Source organism: Streptomyces sparsus, from assembly GCF_054776295.1.
On sequence record NZ_BAAHCA010000001.1, the window covers coordinates 42,493 to 65,451 of the forward strand.

The 22,959-nt window shown below is 70.1% G+C and carries 17 protein-coding genes and 2 pseudogenes; 15 read left to right on the plus strand and 4 right to left on the minus strand.

Going from position 1 to position 22,959, the window contains the following annotated elements; translation table 11 throughout:
- Positions 1-89: 89 nt before the first annotated feature.
- Genes ACYVE9_RS00125 through ACYVE9_RS00135 form a run of 3 tightly spaced genes read left to right on the plus strand, consistent with a single transcriptional unit; the run spans position 90 to position 3,088 of the window.
- A complete protein-coding gene (locus ACYVE9_RS00125) occupies positions 90-1,751 on the plus strand; it encodes an AMP-binding protein (protein ID WP_461025590.1) in 1,662 nt (553 codons plus the stop codon).
- A 60-nt stretch (positions 1,752-1,811) separates the two neighbouring features.
- On the plus strand, positions 1,812-2,150 hold the full coding sequence (locus ACYVE9_RS00130; RefSeq protein WP_018961692.1) for a PadR family transcriptional regulator: 339 nt from the start codon (positions 1,812-1,814) through the stop codon (positions 2,148-2,150).
- Positions 2,147-3,088, plus strand: a complete 942-nt coding sequence (locus ACYVE9_RS00135; protein WP_461025591.1) for an HAAS signaling domain-containing protein — start codon at positions 2,147-2,149, stop codon at positions 3,086-3,088. The genes ACYVE9_RS00130 and ACYVE9_RS00135 overlap by 4 nt, the downstream gene beginning before the upstream one ends.
- A 93-nt stretch (positions 3,089-3,181) precedes the next feature.
- Here ACYVE9_RS00135 and ACYVE9_RS00140 read toward each other — a convergent pair whose 3' ends face one another.
- Positions 3,182-4,249: a ferritin-like domain-containing protein gene (locus ACYVE9_RS00140; protein ID WP_461025592.1), complete on the minus strand. Its 1,068-nt coding sequence runs from the start codon at positions 4,247-4,249 to the stop codon at positions 3,182-3,184.
- Between the two features lie 331 nt (positions 4,250-4,580).
- Here ACYVE9_RS00140 and ACYVE9_RS00145 point away from each other — a divergent pair, with 331 nt between their 5' ends.
- The 4 genes from ACYVE9_RS00145 to ACYVE9_RS00160 all read left to right on the plus strand — a co-directional run bounded on the left by ACYVE9_RS00145 (position 4,581) and on the right by ACYVE9_RS00160 (position 13,227).
- Positions 4,581-5,264 (plus strand): thioesterase II family protein, encoded by a 684-nt coding sequence (locus ACYVE9_RS00145; RefSeq protein ID WP_461025593.1) that lies wholly within the window; start codon positions 4,581-4,583, stop codon positions 5,262-5,264.
- Positions 5,265-5,495: 231 nt separating this feature from the next.
- Positions 5,496-11,792, plus strand: coding sequence for an amino acid adenylation domain-containing protein (locus tag ACYVE9_RS00150; RefSeq protein WP_461025594.1), 6,297 nt, complete (start codon positions 5,496-5,498; stop codon positions 11,790-11,792).
- Between the two features lie 49 nt (positions 11,793-11,841).
- Complete coding sequence (locus tag ACYVE9_RS00155) at positions 11,842-12,051, plus strand: MbtH family protein (protein ID WP_461025595.1); 210 nt, start codon at positions 11,842-11,844, stop codon at positions 12,049-12,051.
- Between the two features lie 33 nt (positions 12,052-12,084).
- The gene (locus ACYVE9_RS00160) at positions 12,085-13,227 is read left to right on the plus strand and encodes a glycine amidinotransferase (RefSeq protein WP_461025596.1); all 1,143 of its coding nucleotides are present in this window, start codon (positions 12,085-12,087) and stop codon (positions 13,225-13,227) included.
- 379 nt (positions 13,228-13,606) lie between these two features.
- Here ACYVE9_RS00160 and ACYVE9_RS00165 read toward each other — a convergent pair.
- Positions 13,607-13,690 (minus strand): annotated as a pseudogene (locus ACYVE9_RS00165) (IS5/IS1182 family transposase); the annotation flags it as partial.
- Positions 13,689-13,961: pseudogene (locus ACYVE9_RS00170) on the minus strand (transposase family protein); the annotation flags it as partial. The pseudogenes ACYVE9_RS00170 and ACYVE9_RS00165, both read right to left, overlap by 2 nt.
- A 158-nt stretch (positions 13,962-14,119) precedes the next feature.
- Between ACYVE9_RS00170 and ACYVE9_RS00175 the strand changes: the two are divergent.
- The 4 genes from ACYVE9_RS00175 (at position 14,120) to ACYVE9_RS00190 (ending at position 16,230) form a co-directional block, all read left to right on the plus strand.
- Complete coding sequence (locus ACYVE9_RS00175; RefSeq protein WP_352329917.1) at positions 14,120-14,317, plus strand: hypothetical protein; 198 nt, start codon at positions 14,120-14,122, stop codon at positions 14,315-14,317.
- 66 nt (positions 14,318-14,383) lie between these two features.
- A complete protein-coding gene (locus tag ACYVE9_RS00180) occupies positions 14,384-14,812 on the plus strand; it encodes a type II toxin-antitoxin system HicB family antitoxin (RefSeq protein WP_461025597.1) in 429 nt (142 codons plus the stop codon).
- Positions 14,813-15,199: 387 nt separating this feature from the next.
- The gene (locus tag ACYVE9_RS00185; protein ID WP_461025598.1) at positions 15,200-16,048 is read left to right on the plus strand and encodes an IS5 family transposase; all 849 of its coding nucleotides are present in this window, start codon (positions 15,200-15,202) and stop codon (positions 16,046-16,048) included.
- The gene (locus ACYVE9_RS00190; protein ID WP_461025599.1) at positions 16,045-16,230 is read left to right on the plus strand and encodes a hypothetical protein; all 186 of its coding nucleotides are present in this window, start codon (positions 16,045-16,047) and stop codon (positions 16,228-16,230) included. Before ACYVE9_RS00185 ends, ACYVE9_RS00190 begins: the two co-directional genes overlap by 4 nt.
- A gap of 220 nt (positions 16,231-16,450) precedes the next feature.
- Here the strand turns inward: ACYVE9_RS00190 and ACYVE9_RS00195 are convergent, their stop codons facing one another.
- Positions 16,451-16,858: a hypothetical protein gene (locus ACYVE9_RS00195; RefSeq protein WP_461025600.1), complete on the minus strand. Its 408-nt coding sequence runs from the start codon at positions 16,856-16,858 to the stop codon at positions 16,451-16,453.
- Between the two features lie 677 nt (positions 16,859-17,535).
- Here ACYVE9_RS00195 and ACYVE9_RS00200 point away from each other — a divergent pair.
- The 4 genes from ACYVE9_RS00200 to ACYVE9_RS00215 all read left to right on the plus strand — a co-directional run bounded on the left by ACYVE9_RS00200 (position 17,536) and on the right by ACYVE9_RS00215 (position 22,927).
- Positions 17,536-18,126, plus strand: coding sequence for a cysteine hydrolase family protein (locus ACYVE9_RS00200; protein ID WP_461025601.1), 591 nt, complete (start codon positions 17,536-17,538; stop codon positions 18,124-18,126).
- A 73-nt stretch (positions 18,127-18,199) separates the two neighbouring features.
- Positions 18,200-19,225, plus strand: coding sequence for a hydrogenase expression/formation protein HypE (gene hypE / locus ACYVE9_RS00205; protein ID WP_461025602.1), 1,026 nt, complete (start codon positions 18,200-18,202; stop codon positions 19,223-19,225).
- 13 nt (positions 19,226-19,238) lie between these two features.
- Positions 19,239-21,632 (plus strand): carbamoyltransferase HypF, encoded by a 2,394-nt coding sequence (gene hypF, locus ACYVE9_RS00210; protein ID WP_461025603.1) that lies wholly within the window; start codon positions 19,239-19,241, stop codon positions 21,630-21,632.
- Entirely contained in the window at positions 21,629-22,927 is a 1,299-nt protein-coding gene (locus ACYVE9_RS00215; protein WP_461025604.1) for an ATP-grasp domain-containing protein, read from the plus strand. Before hypF ends, ACYVE9_RS00215 begins: the two co-directional genes overlap by 4 nt.
- Positions 22,928-22,959 lie beyond the last annotated feature (32 nt).

Sequence of the window (22,959 nt, forward strand, 5' to 3'; positions counted from 1 at the left end):
GGACGCGGGTGATGCTGCGGCGAGCCGGGCACGGCGCCACGCCTCGCGCGTGCCGGACGTGCCATGAACCACTGGAGAGGACAGGGACGTTGGGAGACCAGGACCGAGGCCTGCTCGATTGGCTGGACCAGCCGTCCACCGAGCGCGGTCTGTACTACGCGGATTCCGCGGACGGATGGGACTTCTGGTCCTACCGTGATCTGGCCGCGCTGGTGCTGAGAACCGCCGCCGCCCTGCGGGCGGAGGGGGTCGGGCAGGGCGACGTCGTCGGCCTGGTGCTGCGCTCCAGCCCGGGTTTCGTCGCCGGGTTCTTCGGCGCGCTGGCGGCCGGCGCGACGCCGTGCTCCATTCCTCCGCCCTTCGCCTTCCAGCGTGCCGACGACTACGAGAAGCACGCGAGCCATCTGTTCCGGACAGCCGCGCCCCGGTACACCATCTGCGACGACGAGTCGCTGGAGCAGATCCGTAAGGTCGCGTGCGGGCTGGGGCTCCAGGAGCCGGTCGCCTTCGACGAACTCGTGGCCGAGGCGGAGCCGCTGGAACGGCCGATGCCCCTGCCGGAGACCGCGCTGATCCAGTTCACCTCGGGGTCGAGCGGCTTCTCGCGCGGCGTGTTGATCTCCGCCGACGCCCTGCGGACCAATCTCGCCGGAATGGGGCAGTGGCTGGGCTGCGCGCCCCAGTACCCGGCGGTCAGCTGGCTGCCGGTCCACCACGACATGGGCCTCGTCGGCTTCCTGCTGAACGTCGTCGTCACCGGCTTCGACGGCTGGATGATGCAGCCGGACGACTTCATCCGCTCGCCGCTGCGGTATCTGCGCTGCATCAGCGACCAGGGCGCCGTCATGACGGCCATGCCCAACTTCGGACTGGCGTACATCCTGCGCCGGGTGAAGCCGGCCGACCTGCGGGATCTGCGCTTCGACTCGGTCCGGTGCGTGATCATCGGCGCGGAGCGGGTCGACCGTCAGGTGCTGGAGGACTTCCACGCGCTGCTGGGGCCGCACGGTCTCGACCGCGGCGCCCTGCTCCCCGCGTACGGCAGCGCCGAGGCGACTCTCGCGGTGACCGGTCTGGCCCCCGGCGAGGGGTGGTCGGCGCAGGCGCCGGACGCCGGTGACGCCGCGGCCCTCGCCGGAGCGGCGGTGGTCGGCTGCGGGCGCCCGCTGGAGGGCCGGACGGTGCGGATCCTGTCCGAGGAGGGCGAGGAGCTGCCGGACGGACGGGTCGGCGAGATCGTCGTCACCGGGGTGTCGATCGCGAGCGGGTACCTCGGTGCCACCGGGTCCGCCTCCGGTACCAGCGTCGACGACGGGGGCCTCGCCACCGGTGACGCGGGCTTCGTGCGGGACGGGCAGCTCTTCGTGATCGGCCGACTCGGCGACGGGCTGAAGGTGAACGGGAAGATGGTCTTCGCCGAGAGCCTGGAGGCCCTGCTGCACCACCGGGGCATTCCCGAGCGGCGCGTCGCCGTCCTGCTGGGCGTACGCGACGGGGTGCCGACCGGCGTCGCGGTGTTCGGCGGCGTGCGTCCCGGCTGGCGGGAGACCGCCTATGAGGTCCTCTCCGAGTGGCTCGGTGACGCGGTGCTCCAGATGGTCGAGCTGCCCCGTGGCGGCGTCTCGGTCACCTCGAGCGGAAAGCCGCGCCGGAGGGTCATCTGGAAGGCGCTCTGTGCGGGCGAGTTCGACGCGACGACACGACCGCTGACGGCGGGAGCGGAGGAGAACGCGCCGGTGACGGCGAACTGACCGGCCCTCGGCGGACGGCACGCGTGACAATAGTGTGCGGCGCACGGTATAGTGCAGCGCATGGCTACAGAAGAAATCGCTCTTGGCCAGGCCCAGGAGCTGCGTCGCGGCACGGTCGTACTGGCCTGCCTCGCGCTGCTCCGGAAACCGCAGTACGGCTACGCACTGCTGGAGACACTCAACGACGCGGGTGTCACCGTCGACGGCAACACCCTCTATCCCTTGCTGCGCCGACTCGAGAAGCAAGGCCTGCTCACCAGCGAATGGAACACCGACGAGTCCCGGCCACGGAAGTTCTACCGGGTGAGCCCCGAGGGCTCCCGGGTACGCACCTCACTGGTGCGCGAGTGGCAGGACCTCGTCGCCTCGATCTCACGGCTTACCAAGGAGAATGGATGAGCACGAACACGCTCACCGAGCGCTACGTGCATGAGGTCGTCAGGCGGCTGCCCGCGGATCAGCGCGACGACATCGCCGACGAACTGCGCACCAGGATCGCCGACACCATCGAAGCGCGCGACCCGGCCCGGCCCGAGGCGGCCGAGCGCGAGGTGCTGAGCGAGATGGGCGATCCGATCCGGCACGCCGCGCGGTACACCGACCGGCCGCTCGCCCTGATCGGCCCCGATCTCTACCCGACCTACATCCGGCTGCTGACCCTCCTGCTCACCACCGTGCTGCCGGTGATCACCGTCGTCTTCGTGCTGCTGGAGCTCGTGGACGACAACGGCCTCGGCGCGGCCGTCGGCGCCGGCGTCGAGACGGTGTTCACCGTCGGCGCCCAGATGGTCACCGCACTCACCGTACTGTTCGCCGTGGCCGAGCGTGTCGGCCACCGGAAGGGGACTCTCATCCGTACCACCGACTGGACCCCCGACGACCTGCCCGAGACCCGCGAGCCCGAGAAGGGCGGTGTAGGGGCCGTCATGACGGCGGTCTGGTACGCGCTGCTGTTCGGCCTCATCGTCTGGCAGCAGATCTCCGAGCCCTACCGGACCGACGGCACCGGGGAACGGATCGCGGTACTCGACCCGGACCTGTGGTCGGGGTGGATGTGGCCGATCCTCGCAGGGCTCGCTGGCCTCGTCGCACTCGCGATGGCCCGCGTGGTCACGCACGGCTGGACCAGCCGACTGGCCGTCCTGCACGCCGTCGCCCAGGCGCTGTTCGTGCTGCCGCTGGCCTGGATCCTCCATCAGCGGCAGTTCTTCAACCCGGACTTCCTGGCGGACGTCACCGACAACACGACGCCCGAGGTCTACACCGGAGTGGCGCTGATCGTACTGGTCGCGAGCCTGATCGCCGTCGTCAAGAGCTTCCGAGCGGCGGGGAAGTAGGACCGGAGAAGCGGGGCGAGGGACGTGAGAACGCTGCCGCCGATGTCACCTCGGGTGACATCGGCGCCAGGGCGACGGCGGCCGAACCCGGGATCAACGTGTCGCCACCATGATCTCGGGACGCACCAGGTTCTCCGCCAGCAGCAGGCTCTTGACCCGGTCCGAGAGCATGTCCAGCTGCCGCAGGACATGGATCACCTGCTGGAACAGCATCTGCCGGTAGGTGGCCATCATCGGGTTCGTCCGGGCGAACAGCAGCCCCTTCTCCACGTCGAGACCCATCCGCTCCCAGACCTCGCGCAGCATGAACCGGCGCGACATCAGCTGGATGGCCTCCAGCAGGAAGTCCTCCCGCTCACGCAGCTCGGCGGAGGTCACCTGCTTGTACATGCCGGTGAGCGCGGTGACCCCGAAGGCGATGTGCCGGGCCTCGTCGCTCGCGACCATCTTGGTGATCTGGCGGATCACCGGGTCCCCGAAGCCGCTGCTGGCGAGCCGCAGCGCGGTGATCGCCAGGCCCTCCACGACCACCTGCATGCCGAGGTAGACGATGTCCCACCGCGATTCCGACAGCAGGTCGTGCAGCAACGTCTTGAGCCCCGGATTGATCGGGTAGGAGTCGCCCAGCTTCTCGTCGACGTAACGGGCGAACGCCTCGACATGCCGCGCCTCGTCGGCGACCTGCGAGGCCGCGTAGGTCTTGGCATCCATGTCCGGCACCGTCTCGACCAGCCGGGCCGTGGTCACCAGCGCGCCCTGCTCGCCGTGCAGGAACTGGCTGCACATCCACGACTGGTACTGCCAGCGGAACTGCGTCAGCAGTTCGCGGGGCACGGGACTGCCCTCGCCGACGACGAAGGACGCGAGTCTCCCCCCGCTCTCCTCCGTCATCTCGGATCCGAACTGGATGTCGTAGTCCCAGTCGATGTCGGTGGTGGCGTTCCACTGCGAGAGCTTGTTCTTCTCGTAGAGGTTCCACACCCGGCTGTCGCGTTCGCCGTAGTCCCAGTTCAAGCACGCCTTGAACATCGCGTCGACCTCCATGAGGTCCGCGGTGACGTTGTCCAGTGTGAAGAAGGTCGATTCGGCCGAGTCGGTCGTGGCGGCCGACCCACCAGGAGCGGCCGTCAAGCCGGTCACCGAGCCTGGAAATGTGGTCATTGGATTGCGGTCCACCCCTCGGGCACGGAACAGGACTGACGGTCGTGGAGTCTGACGTGCCGCGGAACCGCTCTCCAGGCACCCGCGGGGCAACTTGGCGGCAGACCGGTTGCCGGTCCCCATGCCTGGTCCCGCTGCCACCCGCCGAACCATGATGACCGGCAGGGGCTGCCGCCCCGAACGAACGCCGGCCGACCGAAGGGGCGGGATGCGCATGACTGCCGCCGCACCACCCACCTGCTCAGGGAGCTCGTCCGGCTCACGAAGCGCACCAGCTCCCCGCGCCGACTCCCCCTGGATCGTGGGCCGGGTCAGCGTGCCACGCCCCCGGATGCGGCTGTTCTGTCTGCCGCAGGCGGGCGGCAGCGCGGCCTCGTTCGCCCCGTGGCGTCTCGCCCCTCCCCCCGGCGTGGAGCTCGCGACGGTGGAGCTGCCGGGCCGGGGCGCACGCGGCGCGGATCCGCTGCCGGACACCCTGGAGGAGCTGGCCGACGCCGTGATCGACGGCGTCTCGGACGAGTTCGACCTGCCGTACGCGATCTTCGGCCACAGTTTCGGCGCGCTACTCGGCTACGAGATCACCGTCCGGATCGCGCGGCGCGGCCTCACCCCGCCGCGCGCACTGCTGGTGTCCGCGGCACGGTCGCCGCACACCCCGGTGCGCCGGCGCGTGTCGGACCGGGACGACGCCGGGCTGCTCGCCTGGCTGGACGGGTTCGGCGGCATCCCCTCGGAGATCACCCGCTACCCGGCGTACCTGCGGTACGCGCTGCGCACCGTCCGCCGCGACCTCGCCCTCACGGAGGCCTACCTGGCCGCCGGGCCGGGGCGGGTCGACTGCCCACTGCACGTCCTCGGCGGTGCGGACGACCCACTGATCGGTGAGGCGCAGCTGGAGCGCTGGCGGGACTGCGCGGCGGGCGAGTTCTCCCTCCGGCTGCTGCCCGGCGGCCACGACTACCTCTTCACCGGGGCACCCGCGGCGCTCGACGCCCTCGAGACAGCGCTGCGCTGAAACCGGCCGAGCTCCCCGCCACCGAGTCGCTCACGCGGCAGCGCGGAGCCCCCGCACCTGCCGGTACGGCCCGGCCGAAAGGCGGGAGCCGGACGGGGAAGCTGCCGGTCGGCTGCCTGTCCCCGCACTCGGGCCGTGCGGCAGCATCGCGCTGTCGGCCGCGTCAGCGTGTCCCGCACACCACCCGCCGCACCACTGTCAACACCGACCGCTCACGGGGAAGACCGCACAGTGAACGAAGCGACAGAGTCACCGATCGAGATGGCGCTGCCCCTCACGCCACTGCAGGAGGGCATGCTCTTCCACGCGCTGTACGACTCCGAGACCGTGGACGTCTACAACATCCAGGCCGGCTTCGAGCTGACCGGGGACATCTCGGCCGAGCGGCTCCGCGCGGCCTGCGCCGCCACGCTCCGGCGCCACACCGTTCTGCGGGCCGGCTTCCGGCTGCGTGCCAACGGGAAACCCGTGCAGTTGGTACGCCGCGTCGTGGACACACCGTGGACGGAACTCGACCTGTCGGCGGAGCCCGAGTCCGAAGTGCAGGCCAGGTTGCTGGCCTTTCTCGAGGACGAGCGGCTGCGCCGCTTCGATATGGCGGCGCCACCGCTGATGCGGTTCGCGCTGATCCGGCTGGCACCCGACCGCCACGCCTTCGTCATGACATACCATCACATCCTGCTGGACGGCTGGTCCCTGCCACTCGTACTCCAGGACCTGCTGGCGTTCTACCGGAGCGACGCCGACGACACCGACCTCGGCCCCGTCACCTCCTTCTCGGACTTCCTCAGGTGGCTCTCCCGCCAGGACCGGCCCGCCGCGGAACAGGCATGGCGGGACGCCCTGCACGGCCTGGACGAACCGACACTCGTCGCCCCCGGCGCGCCCCTCGCGGAGGCGATGCCCGGGTTGACCTTCGTGACGCTGCCCGAGCACACGACGGAGGCGCTGACGGCGACCGCCCGGCAGTACGGCCTCACGCTCAACACCGTTGTGCAGGGCGCCTGGTCACTGCTCCTCTCCCTGCTGACCGGGCGCAACGACGTGGTCTTCGGCCAGACCGTGCACGGCCGCCCGCCACAGCTCCCCGGGGTCGACTCAGTCGTGGGCCTGCTGATGAACGCGATCCCGGTACGGGTGCGGATCGCCCCCGAGGATTCGATGGCCGCCCTCTTCGCCCGGATCCAGGACGAACAGGCGGCCCTCGCCCCGCACCACCACCTGGGGCTGACCGAGGTGCAGCGGCTGGCCGGGCTCGGCGCGCTCTTCGACACCTCCACCGGCTTCGGCAACGCGCCTTTCGACTGGGAGGCCGTGCAGGACGGTCCGGCCGGCCTGCGGGTGACCCTGCTGGAAGGGGACAAGGAAGCGGCCGGACAGCAGGAGATCACCGGGTCGACGCACTACCCCCTGAGTGTCTTCGCCGTCCCCGGCCCCAGCCTGCGGCTCGAACTCAACTACCGCACCGACTTGTTCGACGCCGAACGCGTCGAACTGATCGGCTCCCGGTTGAGGTTGCTGCTGGAAACCTTCACCGAAAGACCCACGACGCCGGTCGCCGCCGTTCCGCTGCTGACCTGCGTGGAGCGGGAGCAGGTGATCGCCGGGTGGGGAGGCCGCCGAGCGGAGTCCGGGCAGGTCCCCGCCCGCGTACCGGCGACACTCACCCAGCGGTTCGAGGACCAGGTGCGCGCCACACCTGACGCCCCGGCCGTGGCGGACGGGGAGCGGTCGCTCAGCTACCAGCGGCTCGACGCGGCGGCGAACCGGCTGGCCCGGCTGCTGCTGGCCCGCGGGGTGAAGCCCGGCGACTTCGTCGCCGTGGCGCTGCCACGCGGCATGGACCTGATCGTGGCGCTGCTCGGCACGCTGAAGGCGGGAGCCGGATACCTGCCGATCGACCCCTCCTATCCCGCCGAGCGCATCTCGTTCATGCTCGACGACGCCTCCCCGTCCGTCGTCGTCTGCGCCGGCACCACCCGCCCGTCGCTGATCACGCACCCGTCGGTCGTCCCGCTCGCCGACCCCGCCGTCCAGGAGGAGCTGGCGCTGCTGCCCGAGCACCGCGTGGAGGACAGCGAACGCGGCGCGCCGCTGCGGCTCGCGGACGCCGCGTACGTGATCTACACCTCGGGGTCGACCGGCCGGCCCAAGGGCGTCGCCGTCGAGCACCGTACGGTCGACAGCTACCTCGCCTTCGCCCGCACCGCCTACCCCGGCCTCGCCGGACAGGCGCTGGTGCACTCACCGCCCTCCTTCGACCTCACCGTCACCGGCATCTTCGGCCCGCTGACCTCAGGCGGCCTGGTGCGCGTCGTCGACCTGGAGGACTTCGACGCCCCGGCCGACGCCACCCCGCCGCCCACCTTCGTCAAAGCCACGCCCAGCCACCTGCCGGTACTGACCGCGTCGTCCGACTGGTACTCACCGACCGGGGAACTGGTCCTGGGCGGTGAACAGCTGAACGGCGAGGCGCTGGCACGGTGGCGCGAGACCCACCCGGGCGTGACCGTCGTGAACGAGTACGGACCCACGGAGGCCACCGTGGGATGCATGGAGTACCGCCTGGAACCCGGCGATCCGCTGCCGACGGGTGCGGTGCCGATCGGCCGTCCGGTCCCCGACGCCCGCGTCTACCTCCTGGACGGTTTCCTGCGTCCCGTCCCGGCGGGCCTCCCCGCCGAGCTGTACATCGGCGGTGACGTACTCGCCCGCGGTTACGTCAACCGGCCCGGGCTCTCCGCGGCCCGCTTCGTCGCCGACCCCTTCGGCCCGCCCGGTTCCCGGATGTACCGCACCGGTGACATCGCGTGCTGGCGGCCTGACGGCATCATGGTCTACCGCGGCCGGTCCGACGACCAGGTCAAGGTCCGCGGCTTCCGGATCGAACTGGGCGAGGTGGAGACCGTCGTCGCGGCCGACCCCGCCGTCGCACAGGCCGCGGCAGCCGTGCGGGAGGACCGGCACGGGAACGAGCGGCTGGTGGCGTACGTGGTACCGGCGGTCGACCCGTCCGCGGACCCGGCCACGCTGGCGGACCGGATCGGGGCGCGGCTGCCCGCGAGCATGGTCCCCTCGGCGTTCGTCACGCTGCCCGCACTGCCGATGAGCCCGAACGGCAAGGTGGACCGGGCCGCGCTGCCGGCCCCGGAGGAGGCGCGCGAGTCCGGGCAGCGACCGCGGCGGGACCACGCGCGGGACGAGAGCGTCGAGGCCCATCTCGTCGAGTTGTTCACCCAGGTCCTCGGCGTGGACAGCGCCGTGCCGGCGGACGACTTCTTCGACCTCGGCGGCGACTCCATCATCGCCATCCAACTCGTCGTCCGCGCCCGCGCCGCGGGCTTCCACCTGACCCCGAAGCACGTGTTCACCCACCGCACCGCGAGCGCGCTCGCCGCCTTCCTGGTGGCGAGCCCGACCGGCACGGCGGACACCGCGGACGGCGGCTCCGGCGCGGCCGGCCCGGCGGCGGACTGGCCGGCGGACGTCATCCCCGCCACGCCCATCATGCTCTGGCTGCGGGAGCAGGGCGCAGAGACCGACGCGTACCACCAGTCGACACTGCTCCGGGTGCCGGCCGCACTCGGCGCCGACCTGCTGGCAGCCGCCGTACAGGCTCTCGTCGAGCGCCATCAGTCGCTGCGCGCACGCCTCCAGGAGGACGGGGCGCTGACGCTGGACCCGGTCGACCCCGCGAAGGTACGGAACTCGGTACGCCGGGTGGACGTCGTGGGTCTCGCCCCGGAAGGCGTCCGTCGGCGGATCGCCGCGTGCGCCCGGGAGGACGCCGACGCCCTCGCCCCACGCGCCGGCGCCATGCTGCGGATGAGCTGGTTCGACGCCGGCGAGGGCGCCCAGGGCAGGTTGCTCGTCACCGTCCACCACCTGGCCGTCGACGCGGTCTCCTGGCACATCCTGCTGACCGACCTGTACGGCGTCTGGCAGGACCTGGCAGCGGGCACCGTCCCGCGGACCGGTCCGGTACCGCTCCCGATGAGGGAGTGGAGCCTGCTGCTCCGCGCGGCAGCGGAAGCACCCGCCCTCAGGGACGAACTGCCGCACTGGCGCCGGACTTTGAGCAGAGCCACGGGACCGGGCGACGGCAGGCTCGCCGACGTGGAGCTCTCGCCGTCGCACGACGTCTACGCGACAGCCGGTGAACTCTCCCTCACCCTCCCGCCGGACCTGACCGCCCCACTGCTCACCACCGTGCCCGCCGTCTTCGGCACCCACACGAACGAGGTCCTGCTCACCGCACTCGCGGTGGCCGTCGCCGCCTGGCGACGTGACCGTTCGCCCGGTGCCGGCGACAGCACCGCCGTACTGATCGACGTCGAGGGCCACGGCCGCGAACAGCTCGCCGAGGACGTCGACCTGTCCGGCACCGTCGGCTGGCTGACCACGCTGTACCCGGTACGCGTCGACGCCAGGATCGCCGACTGGGCGCCGGACGACGATCAGGCCGGGGCACGCCTCGGCGAGGCCGTGCGCCGGGTCGCGGCCCAGTTCGAAGCCATTCCCCGGCGCGGCGCCGGCTTCGGCCTGCTGCGCTACCTGAACCAGGAGACAGCCGCCGAGCTGGCGGCCCGCCCCGCACCCCAGATCGGGTACAACTACCTCGGGAGACAGGGCGGTGCGGGAACCACCGACTGGAGCGTGGCCCCCGAGTCGGATGTGCTGCCCCTCGGCGCGGACCCCCGTATGCCCATGGCGCACGTCGTCGAACTGACCGCGGCGGTCAGCGACGGCGCGGAAGGGCCGCGCCTGAACACCCACTGGCTGTGGGCCCGCCGACTCCTGTCCGACCAGGACGTCACCGAGCTGGGCCGGCTCTGGTTCGCGGCCCTGCGCGCGCTGGTGGAGCACGGGACGAGCACGGAGGCCATTGTCCCGCGGCAGACGACCCCGGCCGCCCTCCCACGGGAGGGCGAGCCGCTGGGCGGGGAACCGCTCGACCGGCACGACACCGAGCTCGCCGGTCTCGGCGCCCGTATCGGCCAGCCCGCCGTCCAGGCCCTGCCGATGACGCCGCTCCAGGAGGGGCTGCTCTTCCACGCCCGGTACGACAGCCGGGACCTCGATGTCTACAACGTGCAGATCTCGCTGGAGGTAAGGGGCCCGCTCCACGCCGAGCGGTTCCGGGAGGCCTGCGACGCGCTCCTGGAACGGCACCCGATGCTGCGGGCGGCCTTCCTGCAGAAGCGGTCGGGGGAGCCGGTGCAGGTGATCCCGGAGCGGACGGCCATGCCCTGGCACACCCACGACCTGGCCGGCCTCGACCCGCGCGAGCAGGCCGACAGGCTGGCGACGGTGCTGGAGGCCGACCGGCGGCAGCGCTTCGACCCGGCCGACCCGCCGCTGATGCGCTGCACCCTGGTCGGCCTGAGCGAGGACAGCCAGCAGATCGTACTGACCATGCACCACCTGCTGGTGGACGGCTGGACCACTTCGCTGCTGCTGCGCGACCTGCTCGCTCTGTACGAGAACGGCGACGCGAGCGGGCTGCCCGCACCCGGTCACTACCCCGACTACCTGCGGTGGCTGGCCGAGCAGGACCGTGACAAGGCGCGTACGGCCTGGCTGGAGGCGCTGGCGGGGCTGCGGGAACCCACGCTGAGCTGCCCCGGCACGGACACCGCACGGGTACGAGTCCTACCGGAGCGGACCGTCGTCGCCCTTTCCGAGACGGACACCTCGGCGCTGCTCGACATATCGCGCCGCCACGGTGTCACGCTCAACACGCTCGTCCGGGTCGCGTGGGCGCTGTGCCTGCACCGGCGGACCGGGCAGCTGGACATCACTTTCGGAGCCACGGTCTCGGGCCGGGTGGCCGAACTCCCCGGCGTCGAGGAGATGGTGGGGGTGTTCATCAACACGGTGCCGGTGCGGGTGCGTCTCGACCCGGCCGAGCCGGTGGCCGAACTGCTCGAACGCCTCCAGGGCGAGCACGCCGAACTCCTCGAGTACCACTACCTCCCGCTGAGCGACATCCAGCGCACGGTGGGACTGGGGACCCTGTTCGACAGTTGCGTCGTCTTCGAGAACTTCCCGACCGCCGAGACCCTGCCGAGCGGTCCGGACAACGGCCTGCGACTGACGGACGTCGTCGGCCACGACGCCTACCACTATCCGCTCAAGCTGATGGCCGCACCCGGCCGGCAGCTGGAGCTGGAGATCAGCTACCGCCCGGACCTGTTCGACGCACCACTCGGGCAGCAGGTGGCCGATCGTCTACGGGAACTGCTGATCGAGCTGCCCGGAGCGCTGGCCCTCCCGACGGGCCGGTTCCTGGAACACACTCCCGCGCCACCGGCCGGACCGGGGCAGCAGATGATGTGCGAGCTGATCGCGGAGGTACTGGGACGCGACTTCGTCAGCGCGGACGAAGACGTGTTCGAACTCGGCTGCGACTCCCTGACGGCCCTGCGGCTGGCGGGCCGGATCGAGACGGAGCTTGGACGGCCCGTCGACGTGGAGGCCGTCTTCCGCTGCCGTACCGCCCGCTCCCTCGGCGCCGCACTCACCTGAGGCCCGCACAAAGCCCGTCACGAACCCTGAGAGCAGAAGGACTGAAGCCATGACGAACCCCTTCGACGACGAGGACGGCACCTTCCACGTGCTGGTAAACGACGAGCGTCAGCACTCCCTGTGGCCCGCGTTCGTCGAGGTCCCGGCCGGCTGGGACGTGGCTGTGTCGGACAGCACCCGGCAGGCCTGCCTCGCCTACATCGAGGAGAACTGGACCGACATCCGGCCCGCCTCCCTCGCCGCGACCGACGCGGCATGATCGAACGCTCCGGCAGAGAATAGGTGGCTGTACATGCCGAACGACTTCCCCCCGGCCGTCAACTCGTGGAACGAGTGGGACACCCTCCGGGAAATGGTGGTCGGCTCCGCCGACAACGCCTGCTTCGAACCGGCCGAGCCAGGCAGCCGGCCCGCGATACGCAACGCTCCCGACAAGCCTTTCCCGACGGGCCCGAAGTCCAAGGAGGCCATCGATCTGGCCAACGAGGAACTCGCCGGTCTCGCCTCGCTTCTGGAGTCCCAGGGCGTGACGGTACGCCGCCCCGAGACGCACGACTTCTCCGCCCCGGTCACCACCCCCGACTTCGAGGTCGAGAACCAGTACTGCGCCGTCTGCCCGCGCGACGTGATGATCACCATGGGTAACGAGATCATCGAGGCGAGCATGTCGCGCCGGGCCCGCTACTTCGAGTACCAGCCCTACCGCAAGCTGGTCTACGAGTACTGGAACGCCGACCCGCGGGTGGGCTGGACGACCGCGCCCAAGCCGTCGATGAAGGACGGCATGTACCGCGAGGACTTCTGGGACTGGCCGCTGGAGAAGCGCCACGCGAAGATGCACTCGTTCGAGTTCTGCATCAACCAGGACGAGGTGGTCTTCGACGCCGCCGACATGAGTCGGCTGGGCCGCGACATCCTGGTCCAGGAGTCGATGACCACCAACCGGGCGGGCATCCACTGGCTCAAGCGCCACCTGGAACCCCGCGGCTTCCGCGTCCACCCCGTGCACTTCCCGCTGGACTTCTTCCCGTCCCACATCGACTGCACCTTCGTGCCGCTGCGCCCCGGCCTGATCCTCACCAACCCGGAACGGCCACTGCGCGAGGGCGAGGAGAAGATGTTCCTCGACAACGACTGGCAACTGGTCGATGTGCCCCAGCCCGTCCTGTCCAACGACGAGATGCCGATGTACTGCCAGTCGTCGAAGTGGCTCTCGATGAACGTGCTGAGCATCTCGCCGACCAAGGTCATCTGCGAGGAGCAGGAGAAGCCCCTCCAGGACCTTCTCTCCTCGTTCGGTTTCGAGGTCTTCCCGATCCCGTTCCGCAACGTCTTCGAGTACGGCGGCTCCCTCCACTGCGCCACGTGGGACATCCGCCGTGACGGCGACAGGCAGGACTACTTCCCCGCCCTCCGGTACGAGCCGCTGTTCTGACCGTTCCACCCGAACGCGAACAGCGGGCGCCGTGGCCGTCGGAGTTCCGAGGACCTCGGACAGGGGCACCCACGGCACATCCGTCGCAGCGACCCCGAAGCCTGCGTACACCCGCTCGAACCACTGACCCACACCAGCAGAGGCGGCCCCGGACACCGACCGGGGCCGCCTCTCGCATGGCCGCGCCACGGAACAGCGTCGCGGCCGGCGTCGCCGTGCAACCGCCGCACGCATACGTCGGCGGGAGGGCACACGCACCTGCTCCGGCCACCCGCACTGGGGCTGACCCCTGACGTGAACGCCCTGCACACCACGACGGGAGTGGTCGCAGCCACGCCGAGCCCGACAGGCGGGACTCGCTGAGCCTTCTCCCACACGGTCAGGTGGCGAGTTGAAGGGCGACGACGGCTCGGACGACGGCGGTGATCCGGGTGGAGCTGCAGCGGAGCTTCCGCAGGAGGCGCCTTCTTCCGCCCGGCCGTCATGGCCTGTTGCAGCGTGGGCGCCCGATCGGCCAGGAGGTCGACGGCCTCGCGTGTGCAGCGGTGAACCGTCGCGATCCCGGCGCCGAAACACGCTGCGAGGCGGGCGTGGGTGCCCGCCGCAGCGAAGGTGGGCCAGGACGAGCGGGGTTTGCCGGCCACAGGTCAGGCGACGGCGGTGGCCTGCGAGGAGACGGAGAGGTGCCGCAGGGTGCGGCTGGACAGACCGCTGCCGGACGGGTGGACAAGCACGCGAAAGCTCCTGACGGACTGGTGCTCTTGGCCTCGAACCCGTCGCCGCTCCCTGAAGGGAACTGGGACGCATCGCTGCAGTTCAGAGGCTCCCAAGCGAGCCCCTCGATCTCAAATCGGACTTGAGTCTGGGCTCAAGTTAGACTAGAATCGCCGGCGTGAAGCGAAGAGACCTCATGAAACGGCTGAAGCAGATCGCAGCTGAGAAGGAGGTTGACTTCACAGGGCCGGAAGGCAGCGGACGCGGTCGGCACGAGACGTACAAGATCGGCGCCGTCAAAGTCCATGTCCCCCGGCACTCCGAGATCGCGGAGGGCACCGCCGCATCGATCATCCGGACGGCCGAGGAGGCGTAAGCCCCCTCGGCCGTCCGGGCCAACCGTCTCCACGTCATCGAACTGAGCGAACAAGGGGCGCACTGAATGACCACGCACAAGGCAACAGCAGAGCGTCAGGGACGCTTTTGGGTCGTGAGCGTCGACGGCCTTCCAGAAGGAGAGCAGAACGTCACGCAGGGCCTCACCTGGACCGAGGCCCACGAGAACGCGCGGGATCTGGTCAGTCTCGTTCTGGGTATCGAGGACGATCCGGCCGCCTACACCGTCGACCTCGTCCCGGCCGACCCGGCGATGTTCGAGGTGGTGCGGGAGGCCGAAGAAGCCGACGCTGCCGCGCAAGAGGCGGAGAGGCGCCGCCGCGTAGCGATGACACGAGCAGCAAAGACACTTGTCGGCCTCGGGCTGACACAGGCCGAGGCCGGTCGCATGCTCGGCGTCACACACCAGCGCATTGCCCAACTCGCACCCAAGGCATCGAACAAGGGCGCCAAGAACAAGCATCTTGCCGCCTGACGGGCATGACGTGAGTGGTGGTTCCACTGACACGTCCGGCTCGCCGCATGGCTGACGAGCTCGCCTTTGCTGTTAACGATGTACCGGTGCCTCAGCGGTCCTACTGGATCGATTAGGCGTTCGCCACACCACTTCACCCGCCCCGTCCTCACCGCTACACCTCCCGAGTACAGAAGACGCCGCCCGCCCGCGTCCCCGCATCAGGGCGTAGGCAGCCGTGCGCTCCCCCGTCCCGACACCTCCGAGCCCACTGTGCACAAGCAAGGTCAGCAACCCGCACCTTAGAGGGCGGTTCGTGAGCATTTGAGTTGATCTGCTATCGCCTGATGGTGTGGTGGCGGGGCGGAATCTGCCGGTCCGCGGTTGCTGATCTGGTGATGTGATCGGGTGAGTGAACGCAAGCCGTACCCGAGTGACTTATCGGACGAGCAGTGGGCGTTGATCCAGCCGGTGATCACCGCGTGGAAGGACCGGCACCGTTCGGTCAGCGGCCACCAGGGTGCCTACGACATGCGGGAGATCGTGAACGCGATCCTCTACCAGGGGCGGACCGGCTGCCAGTGGGCCTATCTGCCGCACGACCTGCCGCAGAAGAGTGCGACCTACTACTATTTCGCCGCCTGGCGGGACGACGGCACTGACCAGGTCATCCATGAACTCCTGCGCTGCCAGATCCGTGAACGCGCACGGCGATTAGAGGACCCGGCCCTGGTGGTCCTGGACACCCAGAGTGTTCATGTGGCCGCCGGGGTCCCCGCCTCCACGACCGGCCATGATCCGGCCAAGCGGGTGCCCGGCCGCAAGCGCGGCTTGGCCGTGGACGTCCTCGGCCTGGTCATTGCGGTCGTCGTCCTCGCCGCGAACACCCACGACAACGCCGCGGGCATCGTCCTGCTGGACCGGGTCGCCGAGCACGCCGGCGGCACCGTCCGCAAAGCCCTGGTTGACCAAGGCTTCAAGAACCAGGTCGTTGCGCACGGTGCCGGCCTGGGCATCGACGTCGAGATCGTCGCACGCAACCCGCAGGTCAAGGGGTCCGTGCCGCAGCCGAAGCGGTGGAGGGTCGAGCAGACCTACGGGATCCTGATACTGCACCGGCGCCTGGTCCGCGACTACGAGCACTGCCCCTCCTCCTCCGCCTCCCGCGTCTACTGGGCGATGACCCACGTCATGATCCGACGCCTCACCGGCACGAACACCCCCACCTGGCGCGAAGAACGGGCGGTGGCAGCGTGAACATTCAACCCCTTCTCGACGCTCTGGACCTTCAGGAAGACGCCGCCCGGGCCCTGACGGACGGCCTCCGTGCACAGATCGACGACCTGCAGACCCGACTGCGGGAGGCCGAGACGCACCTGGAGCACCTCGCGACCACCGCAAGACCGTCACCGGCCTCGCCGACCGGCTCCCGGCCGTAGCGCCGGACCTGCCCGAGCACCCGGACTACCCGCGCATCCTCGACGCCTTCAACCACGCGACCGGGCCGCTACGGGCCAAGGACGTCTGCGAAGCCCTCGGCCACAAGCTGCTGCCGAAGAGCGTCGAGGGCACCCGCGCCAAGCTGAAACGCCTGGTCAAACTCGGCATCCTCACCGAGGCCGGCACCGGCAGCTTCGCGAGAAAGCCGTAGCCGGACACCTATGTCCAGCAATCGCCGGCCACAATCTGGCGTGCGTACTGGTCCTCCGGGCCGATGTCCGAAACTACCCTCTGAGCTTCTTGCACCCGACCCGTCTCGCACATCAGCCGAACAAGGACGTACAGGGCGTCACGGTCGCCGTCTTCGGCGCGGCCACACAGCGCCGCCTCCATACCCCGCTCCCGAAGCGATCTGTTAAGTCTTCGACGTGCGTGGTTATCCGTGTGGGCGCGCTCCGTAAGTTCTGAAATCCGTTCCGCTCGGACCAGTAGATCCATGTGCCACAGATGGTTGTCGTGCATGTCCGGATCGTCGGAGAAGCATTCGGCGTGAGCGCTAACGAGCGCGATCGCCTCGTCCCAATCTCGAAGTTGTTCCGCCGCCCGAGCTCGCTCCAACCAGTCCACAAGACGAGTATCGCCTGTGGCCGGACAGCGCCTGTCGAAGTAGCCGCTGATGAGCACCCTTCAAGACAAGAAACACTCAAATGCTCATGAACCGCCTTCTTAGGACTCGGGGATGACGCCCGGATCGCCTACGCCCCCGGGTCTGGCGACCTGAACAGAACGGCAAGAGCCGTGTAACGGGCGACTGTTGAGCACTGTTCTGGAAGGGCTGGAGGTTGCGATGCCCCCGGCTGCTCGGCGGTCGGCGGCCGAACCCCCTGCACCGATGGAGCTGCGGTGCCCGTCGCGGTTGACGGGGCCATGAATGGTGATCCGAACGGAGAAGTACCGCGTAAAAGATCTTGACCTGCTCTCATCACGTGTGCCAAAATCAGCGCGCCGTGGGGATCTTCGACACTCCGCCCCAGGCCGCATAGCGCCCTTCACGGCATGTGCCGTGCAGGGTGTCCTTCTTCTCAGCAGTGTCCGCGGTGCCCCGCCCTGGGCTGTCACCGCCAGCATCAACGCGTCACGCGCCACCGCACCTCACCGCGCCACGTCTTCACACCGCGCCACCGCACCTCACCGCGCCACGTCTTCGACCGCCCCACCGAATCCCGGGCGACTTCAGCCCGGGCATTCGTGCGCCACCACGTACCGCTGACTCCACCGCGCTTCGAGCATCCCGAGGAATCGCCATGGGCAAGATCGCCGTACTCACCAACGACCTGCAGGCCGACGTCGTGCACAAAACCCCCGAGCGCACCGCCGCCATGGCCGAGGCGCAGCCGCATTTCGTGAAGTTCCTGAACGAGATGCGCCAGCGCGGACACGGCGTCTACCACCTGCAGTTGGTGAACCTGCCGGACGACCCGAACGTGGAGCGCGACCTCGACGGCACCCTCCCGTTGCAGCGTGGCAGCGCCGGGGCGGCCATCCTGCACGACTTCACCGGCCCGGGCGACGTGGTCGTGGAGAAGAACAAGGACAGCGGTTTCTACGAGACCGAGTTGCACGACCTGCTCCAGAAGGCCGGCGTCGACACGGTGTTGGTGACCGGCCTGCAGACCCAGATCTGTGTCCAGACCACTGCCGCGGACGCCTTCTTCCGCGGCTACAACATCTGGGTGCCCTCCGACTGCGTGGTGTCCGGCGACCCCGAGGCACGCGACCGGTCCCTGGAGTGGCTGCGCGGATACTGCGCCACGGTCGCCGACTCGGCCGAGATCCTCAACACCCTCGACACGCAGGGTGAGTTGCCGCGAAAGGTCGTCAAGATCCTCCCGTAGTCCAGTCCCTTCCGCTACGCGGCTCGCCTCCGAGCGCGTACTCCCCCGACCCGCACACCTGAAGGGACACCGGATGGCCACCTTGGCTGCCGACCTCGGAGAAATCGTTCTCGACCACGGAAGCGGGACCCAGCTCAGCCACGAGCTTGTCTCCCTCATCGTGGAAACGCTCGGCGATGTCTACATCGGCGAGATGGAGGACAGCGCCATGCTCCCCATCACGGGCGGGCAGATCGCGATGACCACCGACTCGTTCGTCGTCGACCCGCCGTTCTTCGGCAACGGCGACGTCGGGAAGATCGCGGTCTGCGGGACGGTCAACGACCTCGCCGTGGTCGGCTCCAAGCCCCTTTACCTCACCCTGGGCATGATCCTGGAGACGGGTCTGCCGATAGCCCGCCTGGTGCAGGCCCTCACCTCGATACGGGAGACGGCCCGCGAGGCCGGCGTCCAGATCGTGTGCGGCGACACCAAGGTGGTGCGCAAGGGCGAGGCGGACCAGATCTACCTCAACACCGCGGGCGTCGGGGTGTTCGAGCGGACCCCGCTGCGGATGCGCGACGTCCAGCCGGGCGACCGGGTCATCCTCAGCGGCCCGATCGGCAACCACACGGTCCACCTGTTGTCGATCCGTGAGGGTCTGGGGTTCGAGCAGCGCGTGCTCAGCGACTGCGCGCCGGTGAACGGCATGCTCGACGAGCTGTTCGCGAGCGTCGGCGAGGGCGACGTGCACTCGGTGCGCGACGTCACCCGTGGCGGGCTGGCCGCTGTGCTGCAGGAGTACTCGGAGGCGGTCGGGCGCACCATCCGGATCGAACAGGCGGCCCTTCCGATCCAGTTCGAGACCGTGATGGCGATGGACATGCTCGGGATCAACCCGATCCACGCCGCCAACGAGGGCTGCGTCTGCCTGTTCGTGGAACCGTCGGCCGAGCAGGCGGTGCTGGACGCGCTGCGGTCGCACCGCTACGGCGTCGGCGCGGTGACCATCGGCGAGGTCACCGAGCGGGCCGAGGCCCAGGTGCTCCTGCGAGGCGCGGACGGCCGCGACTCCGTGATCGAGGAGCTCGCGGGCGCCGAGCTTCCCCGGCTCTGCTGACCCGGTGCGGAACATGGGAGAGGCGTACGGAACGGCAGGCGACGCGGTAGGCGCCACGGCCCGCCGAAGCATCCGGGTCAGCGGAGTGGTGCAGGGCGTCGGCTACCGGCCCTTCGTCTACAAGGCGGCCCTGGCACGGCAGTTGACCGGCTGGGTCCTCAACGACCCGGAAGGCGTACTGATCGAGGTCACCGGGCCGGTGGAGGTGCTCGACGCCTTCGGCAGGGAGCTGAGCGACCAGGCACCGCCCCAGGCCCGGGTCACCTCGGTGCGTGTCGAGGAGTTACCGCCGCTGGCGGCGCCGACGGAGGGCTTCGTCATCCGGGAGAGCGTGCACACCGGCAGCAAGAGCACCATCGTCCCCGCCGACGGTCACGTCTGTGTGGACTGCCTGGCCGAGCTGCGCGACCCGTCCGACCGGCGGTACCGCTACCCGTTCATCAACTGCACCAACTGCGGGCCGCGTTACTCGATCGTGCGTGCCCTGCCGTACGACCGTGCGCAGACCACCATGTCAGCCTTCACCATGTGCCCGCCGTGCGCCGGGGAGTACGCGGACCCGCTGGACCGGCGTTACCACGCCCAGCCCAACGCGTGCCGGGACTGCGGGCCCGAACTGTTGCTCGCCGACGCGGCCGGGGCCTTGCGGCGGGGCGAGGACGCCCTGTACGCCGCCGCCCAGGCGCTGGCCGAGGGGCGCATCGTCGCTGTCAAGAGCGTCGGAGGATTCCACCTGGCCGTCGACGCGCGCGACGCCAAGGCGATCGACCGGCTGCGGGCGGGCAAGCGCCGGGACTCCAAGCCGTTCGCCGTGATGGCGCGCGACCTGGACACCGTCGCCGGGTTCGCCGAGTTCAGCCCGGCCGAAGCCGCTCTGCTCAGCTCGGCGTCCCGCCCGATCGTGCTGGTGCGCAAGCGGGCCGGCGCCCTGCCGGAGGCCATCGCGCCGCGCAACCCCAACCTCGGGGTGATGCTGCCCTCCGCGCCCCAGCACCATCTGCTGGTGGACAGCGGCGAGCTCAGCGCGCTCGTGATGACCAGCGGGAACGTTTCCGGCTACCCGATCGCGTACCGCAACGAGGAGGCGCTGGACCAGCTCTTCCAGATCGCCGACCTGGTGCTCTACAACGACCGGGACATCGAGACCCGGGTCGACGACTCGCTGGTACGGCACTCGGTGCATCCCGAACTCGACAAGCCGGTGGTCAGTTTCCTGCGCCGGGCACGCGGCTACGCCCCGTACCCGGTCGAGACCGGCATCGAACTGGCCCCCCTGGTGGCCTACGGCGCCGAGCTGAAGACCACGGTGGCGCTCTCCAGCGGTACCCGGGTCTACCTCAGCCAGCACATCGGCGACCTGAAGAACGACGAGACATGGGAGTCGCACCAGCAGACCGCCCGGCACCTCGCCGACCTCCACGCACTGACGCCCCGGCTCGCGGCGGTGGACCTGCACCCTCAGTTCCGCGCGACCCGGCTGGCGCTCAAGGAGCAGGGCGGCGAGTTCGGCCAGGTGGTCCAGGTGCAGCACCACCACGCGCACATGGCCTCCTGCATGGCCGAGAACCGGTTGACCGGGACCGCCCTCGGGGTGGTCTTCGACGGGGCCGGTTACGGCGAGGACGGCACCACCTGGGGCGGGGAGTTCCTGCTCGGCACGTACCGCGAGGTCCGGCGGGTCGCCTCCTTGCGCGCCATACCGCTGCTGGGCGGTGACCGCGCGGTGAAGGAGCCGATCAGGACCGGCTTCGCGCTGGCCCTGGACGCCTTCGGCGACGCCGACGCCGCCGGCGCCGCCTTCCCGGTGCTGGAGAAGCTCGACGGGCAGCAGCGGCACGTCTTCGCCACCATGGCGCAGCGCGGGATCAACGCCCCGTTGGCGTCCAGCATGGGGCGGTTGTTCGACGCCGTCGCAGCGCTGCTGGACATCACCACCCATGCCGAGTACGAGGCGCAGGGCCCGATCGAGCTGGAGGGCCTGCTCGCCCGGGACCTGGCGATGGCCGCCCCGGCGGAGCGCTACCGGTTCGGGTGCACCACCCCTGCGGGCATACCGGAGACCGACCCGCGCCCCGTGGTGCGGGCCATCGCCTCGGACCTCGCGGACGGCGTCGACACCGCCACCGTCAGTCGGCGCTTCCACTCGGGTGTCGTCGACATGGTCGTCGAACGCTGCACGGCGGTGCGGGCTGCCGGGGACGCGGCCGAGATCCAGCGGGTGGTGCTCTCCGGGGGCGTCTTCCTCAACGAGTTCCTGCTGGTCAACTGTCTGGTGGAGCTGCGCCGGGCGGGCTTCGACACGTACTGCCAGCAGCAGGTGCCCACCAACGACGGTGGCATCGCCCTGGGGCAGATCGTGGTGGCCAACGCCCGCCTGGCGGCGGAGAGCGCGGAGCCGGTCCGATGACTCCTACGACTCCGGTGGCAGAGCCGTCCGGGCACATCGTCGTGCTGCACCGCTGGCGCGACCGGCACGCCCACTACGCCGACTACATCGACCACGACACGTACCGGGTCAGCTATGTGACGACGGAACTCGGCCGGGCCTCCGTCCCGGCCGGTGCCGCCGCCGTGGTCGTCGTCCCCGTCACCGACTCCCTGACCGGGAGCCGGGCCGCGGTGGCGGAACTGGTCGAGCGGTTCGGGCCGGCCCGACATCTGGTGGCGCTCAACGAGGGTGACCTCGACACGGCCGCCGCGTTGCGCGCCGTCTTCGGCCTGCCCGGACAGACCACCGAGGAGCTGGCCCGCTTCCGGGACAAGCTCACCATGGTCACCGTGGTGGACCGGGCCGGAATCCCGGTCCCCCGCTACGCCGACGCCGACTGCCCGGTGGCCGTGCGCGCGTTCGGCGAACGCCACGGCTGGCCGGTGGTGGTCAAGCCGCGGCGCGGCACCGCGAGCCGCGGCGTGGTGGTGGTGCGCGACCCTGCCGATCTGAACGACCCCGCCCTGTTCGGCGGGGCGCCCGTGGAGCCCCGGATCGTCCAGTCCTTCGTTGCCGACCCGGTGTTCCACATCGACGGCCTGTGGACCGGCACCCGGCTGGGCCCCTGGCGGGCGTCACGCTACGTCAACAGCTGCCGGGACTTCACCGAAGGGACGTTCCTCGGTTCGGTGGAGGTCGACGATCCCGAACTCCTCGCCCCGCTGGAGCACTTCACCTCCTCGGTGGCCGCAGCGCTCGGGGAGGGGCGGCCCTGGGTCTTCCACCTGGAGGCGTTCGTGGGCACCGGCGCGGACGGCGCGCCCCAGCTCACCTTTCTGGAGGCGGGCGCCCGGGTGGGCGGCGGCGAGATCGCCTTCGTCTGGCGGGAGGTCCACGGTCTCGACCTGATGGCCGCGGCGGTGGACATCCAGCTGGACCGCCCGCCGACCGTGTCCGTCGTTCCCGCCGGGCCCGATGGTTCCGCTGCGGCTGACGGCGCGGCCGGGACCGCCGGCTGGCTGCTCCTGCCGGTTCCCGTGCCGACGCCCTGCCGGGTCGTCGAGGTGACCCGCCCCCCGGGCGCCGCCGGTTCGGGCGAGGGCCCGTACGCCCAGGTGGTGCCGGAGCCGGGCGCCGTCATTCCGCGGATCGGCGGCTACGAACACGTCGCCGCCCGCTTCCGGTTCCGCGGTGTCTCCAGCCGCGAGGTCGAGGCCGCGATCGAGAAGACAGCTGGGGGCTTCGGCATGCGCTGCGAAGCCCTGCCGGTCTGACCACCACAACCATCAAAAGAAAGCGTGAGCGT

Coding starts and splice junctions, on each gene's coding strand:
- ACYVE9_RS00130 (WP_018961692.1), top strand. CDS start 1,812: ATGGCTACAGAAGAAATCGCTCTTGGCCAGGCCCAGGAGCTGCGTCGC.
- ACYVE9_RS00135 (WP_461025591.1), top strand. CDS start 2,147: ATGAGCACGAACACGCTCACCGAGCGCTACGTGCATGAGGTCGTCAGG.
- ACYVE9_RS00140 (WP_461025592.1), bottom strand. CDS start 4,249: ATGACCACATTTCCAGGCTCGGTGACCGGCTTGACGGCCGCTCCTGGT.
- ACYVE9_RS00145 (WP_461025593.1), top strand. CDS start 4,581: ATGCGGCTGTTCTGTCTGCCGCAGGCGGGCGGCAGCGCGGCCTCGTTC.
- ACYVE9_RS00155 (WP_461025595.1), top strand. CDS start 11,842: ATGACGAACCCCTTCGACGACGAGGACGGCACCTTCCACGTGCTGGTA.
- ACYVE9_RS00160 (WP_461025596.1), top strand. CDS start 12,085: ATGCCGAACGACTTCCCCCCGGCCGTCAACTCGTGGAACGAGTGGGAC.
- ACYVE9_RS00180 (WP_461025597.1), top strand. CDS start 14,384: ATGACCACGCACAAGGCAACAGCAGAGCGTCAGGGACGCTTTTGGGTC.
- ACYVE9_RS00200 (WP_461025601.1), top strand. CDS start 17,536: ATGGGCAAGATCGCCGTACTCACCAACGACCTGCAGGCCGACGTCGTG.
- hypE (WP_461025602.1), top strand. CDS start 18,200: ATGGCCACCTTGGCTGCCGACCTCGGAGAAATCGTTCTCGACCACGGA.
- hypF (WP_461025603.1), top strand. CDS start 19,239: ATGGGAGAGGCGTACGGAACGGCAGGCGACGCGGTAGGCGCCACGGCC.
- ACYVE9_RS00215 (WP_461025604.1), top strand. CDS start 21,629: ATGACTCCTACGACTCCGGTGGCAGAGCCGTCCGGGCACATCGTCGTG.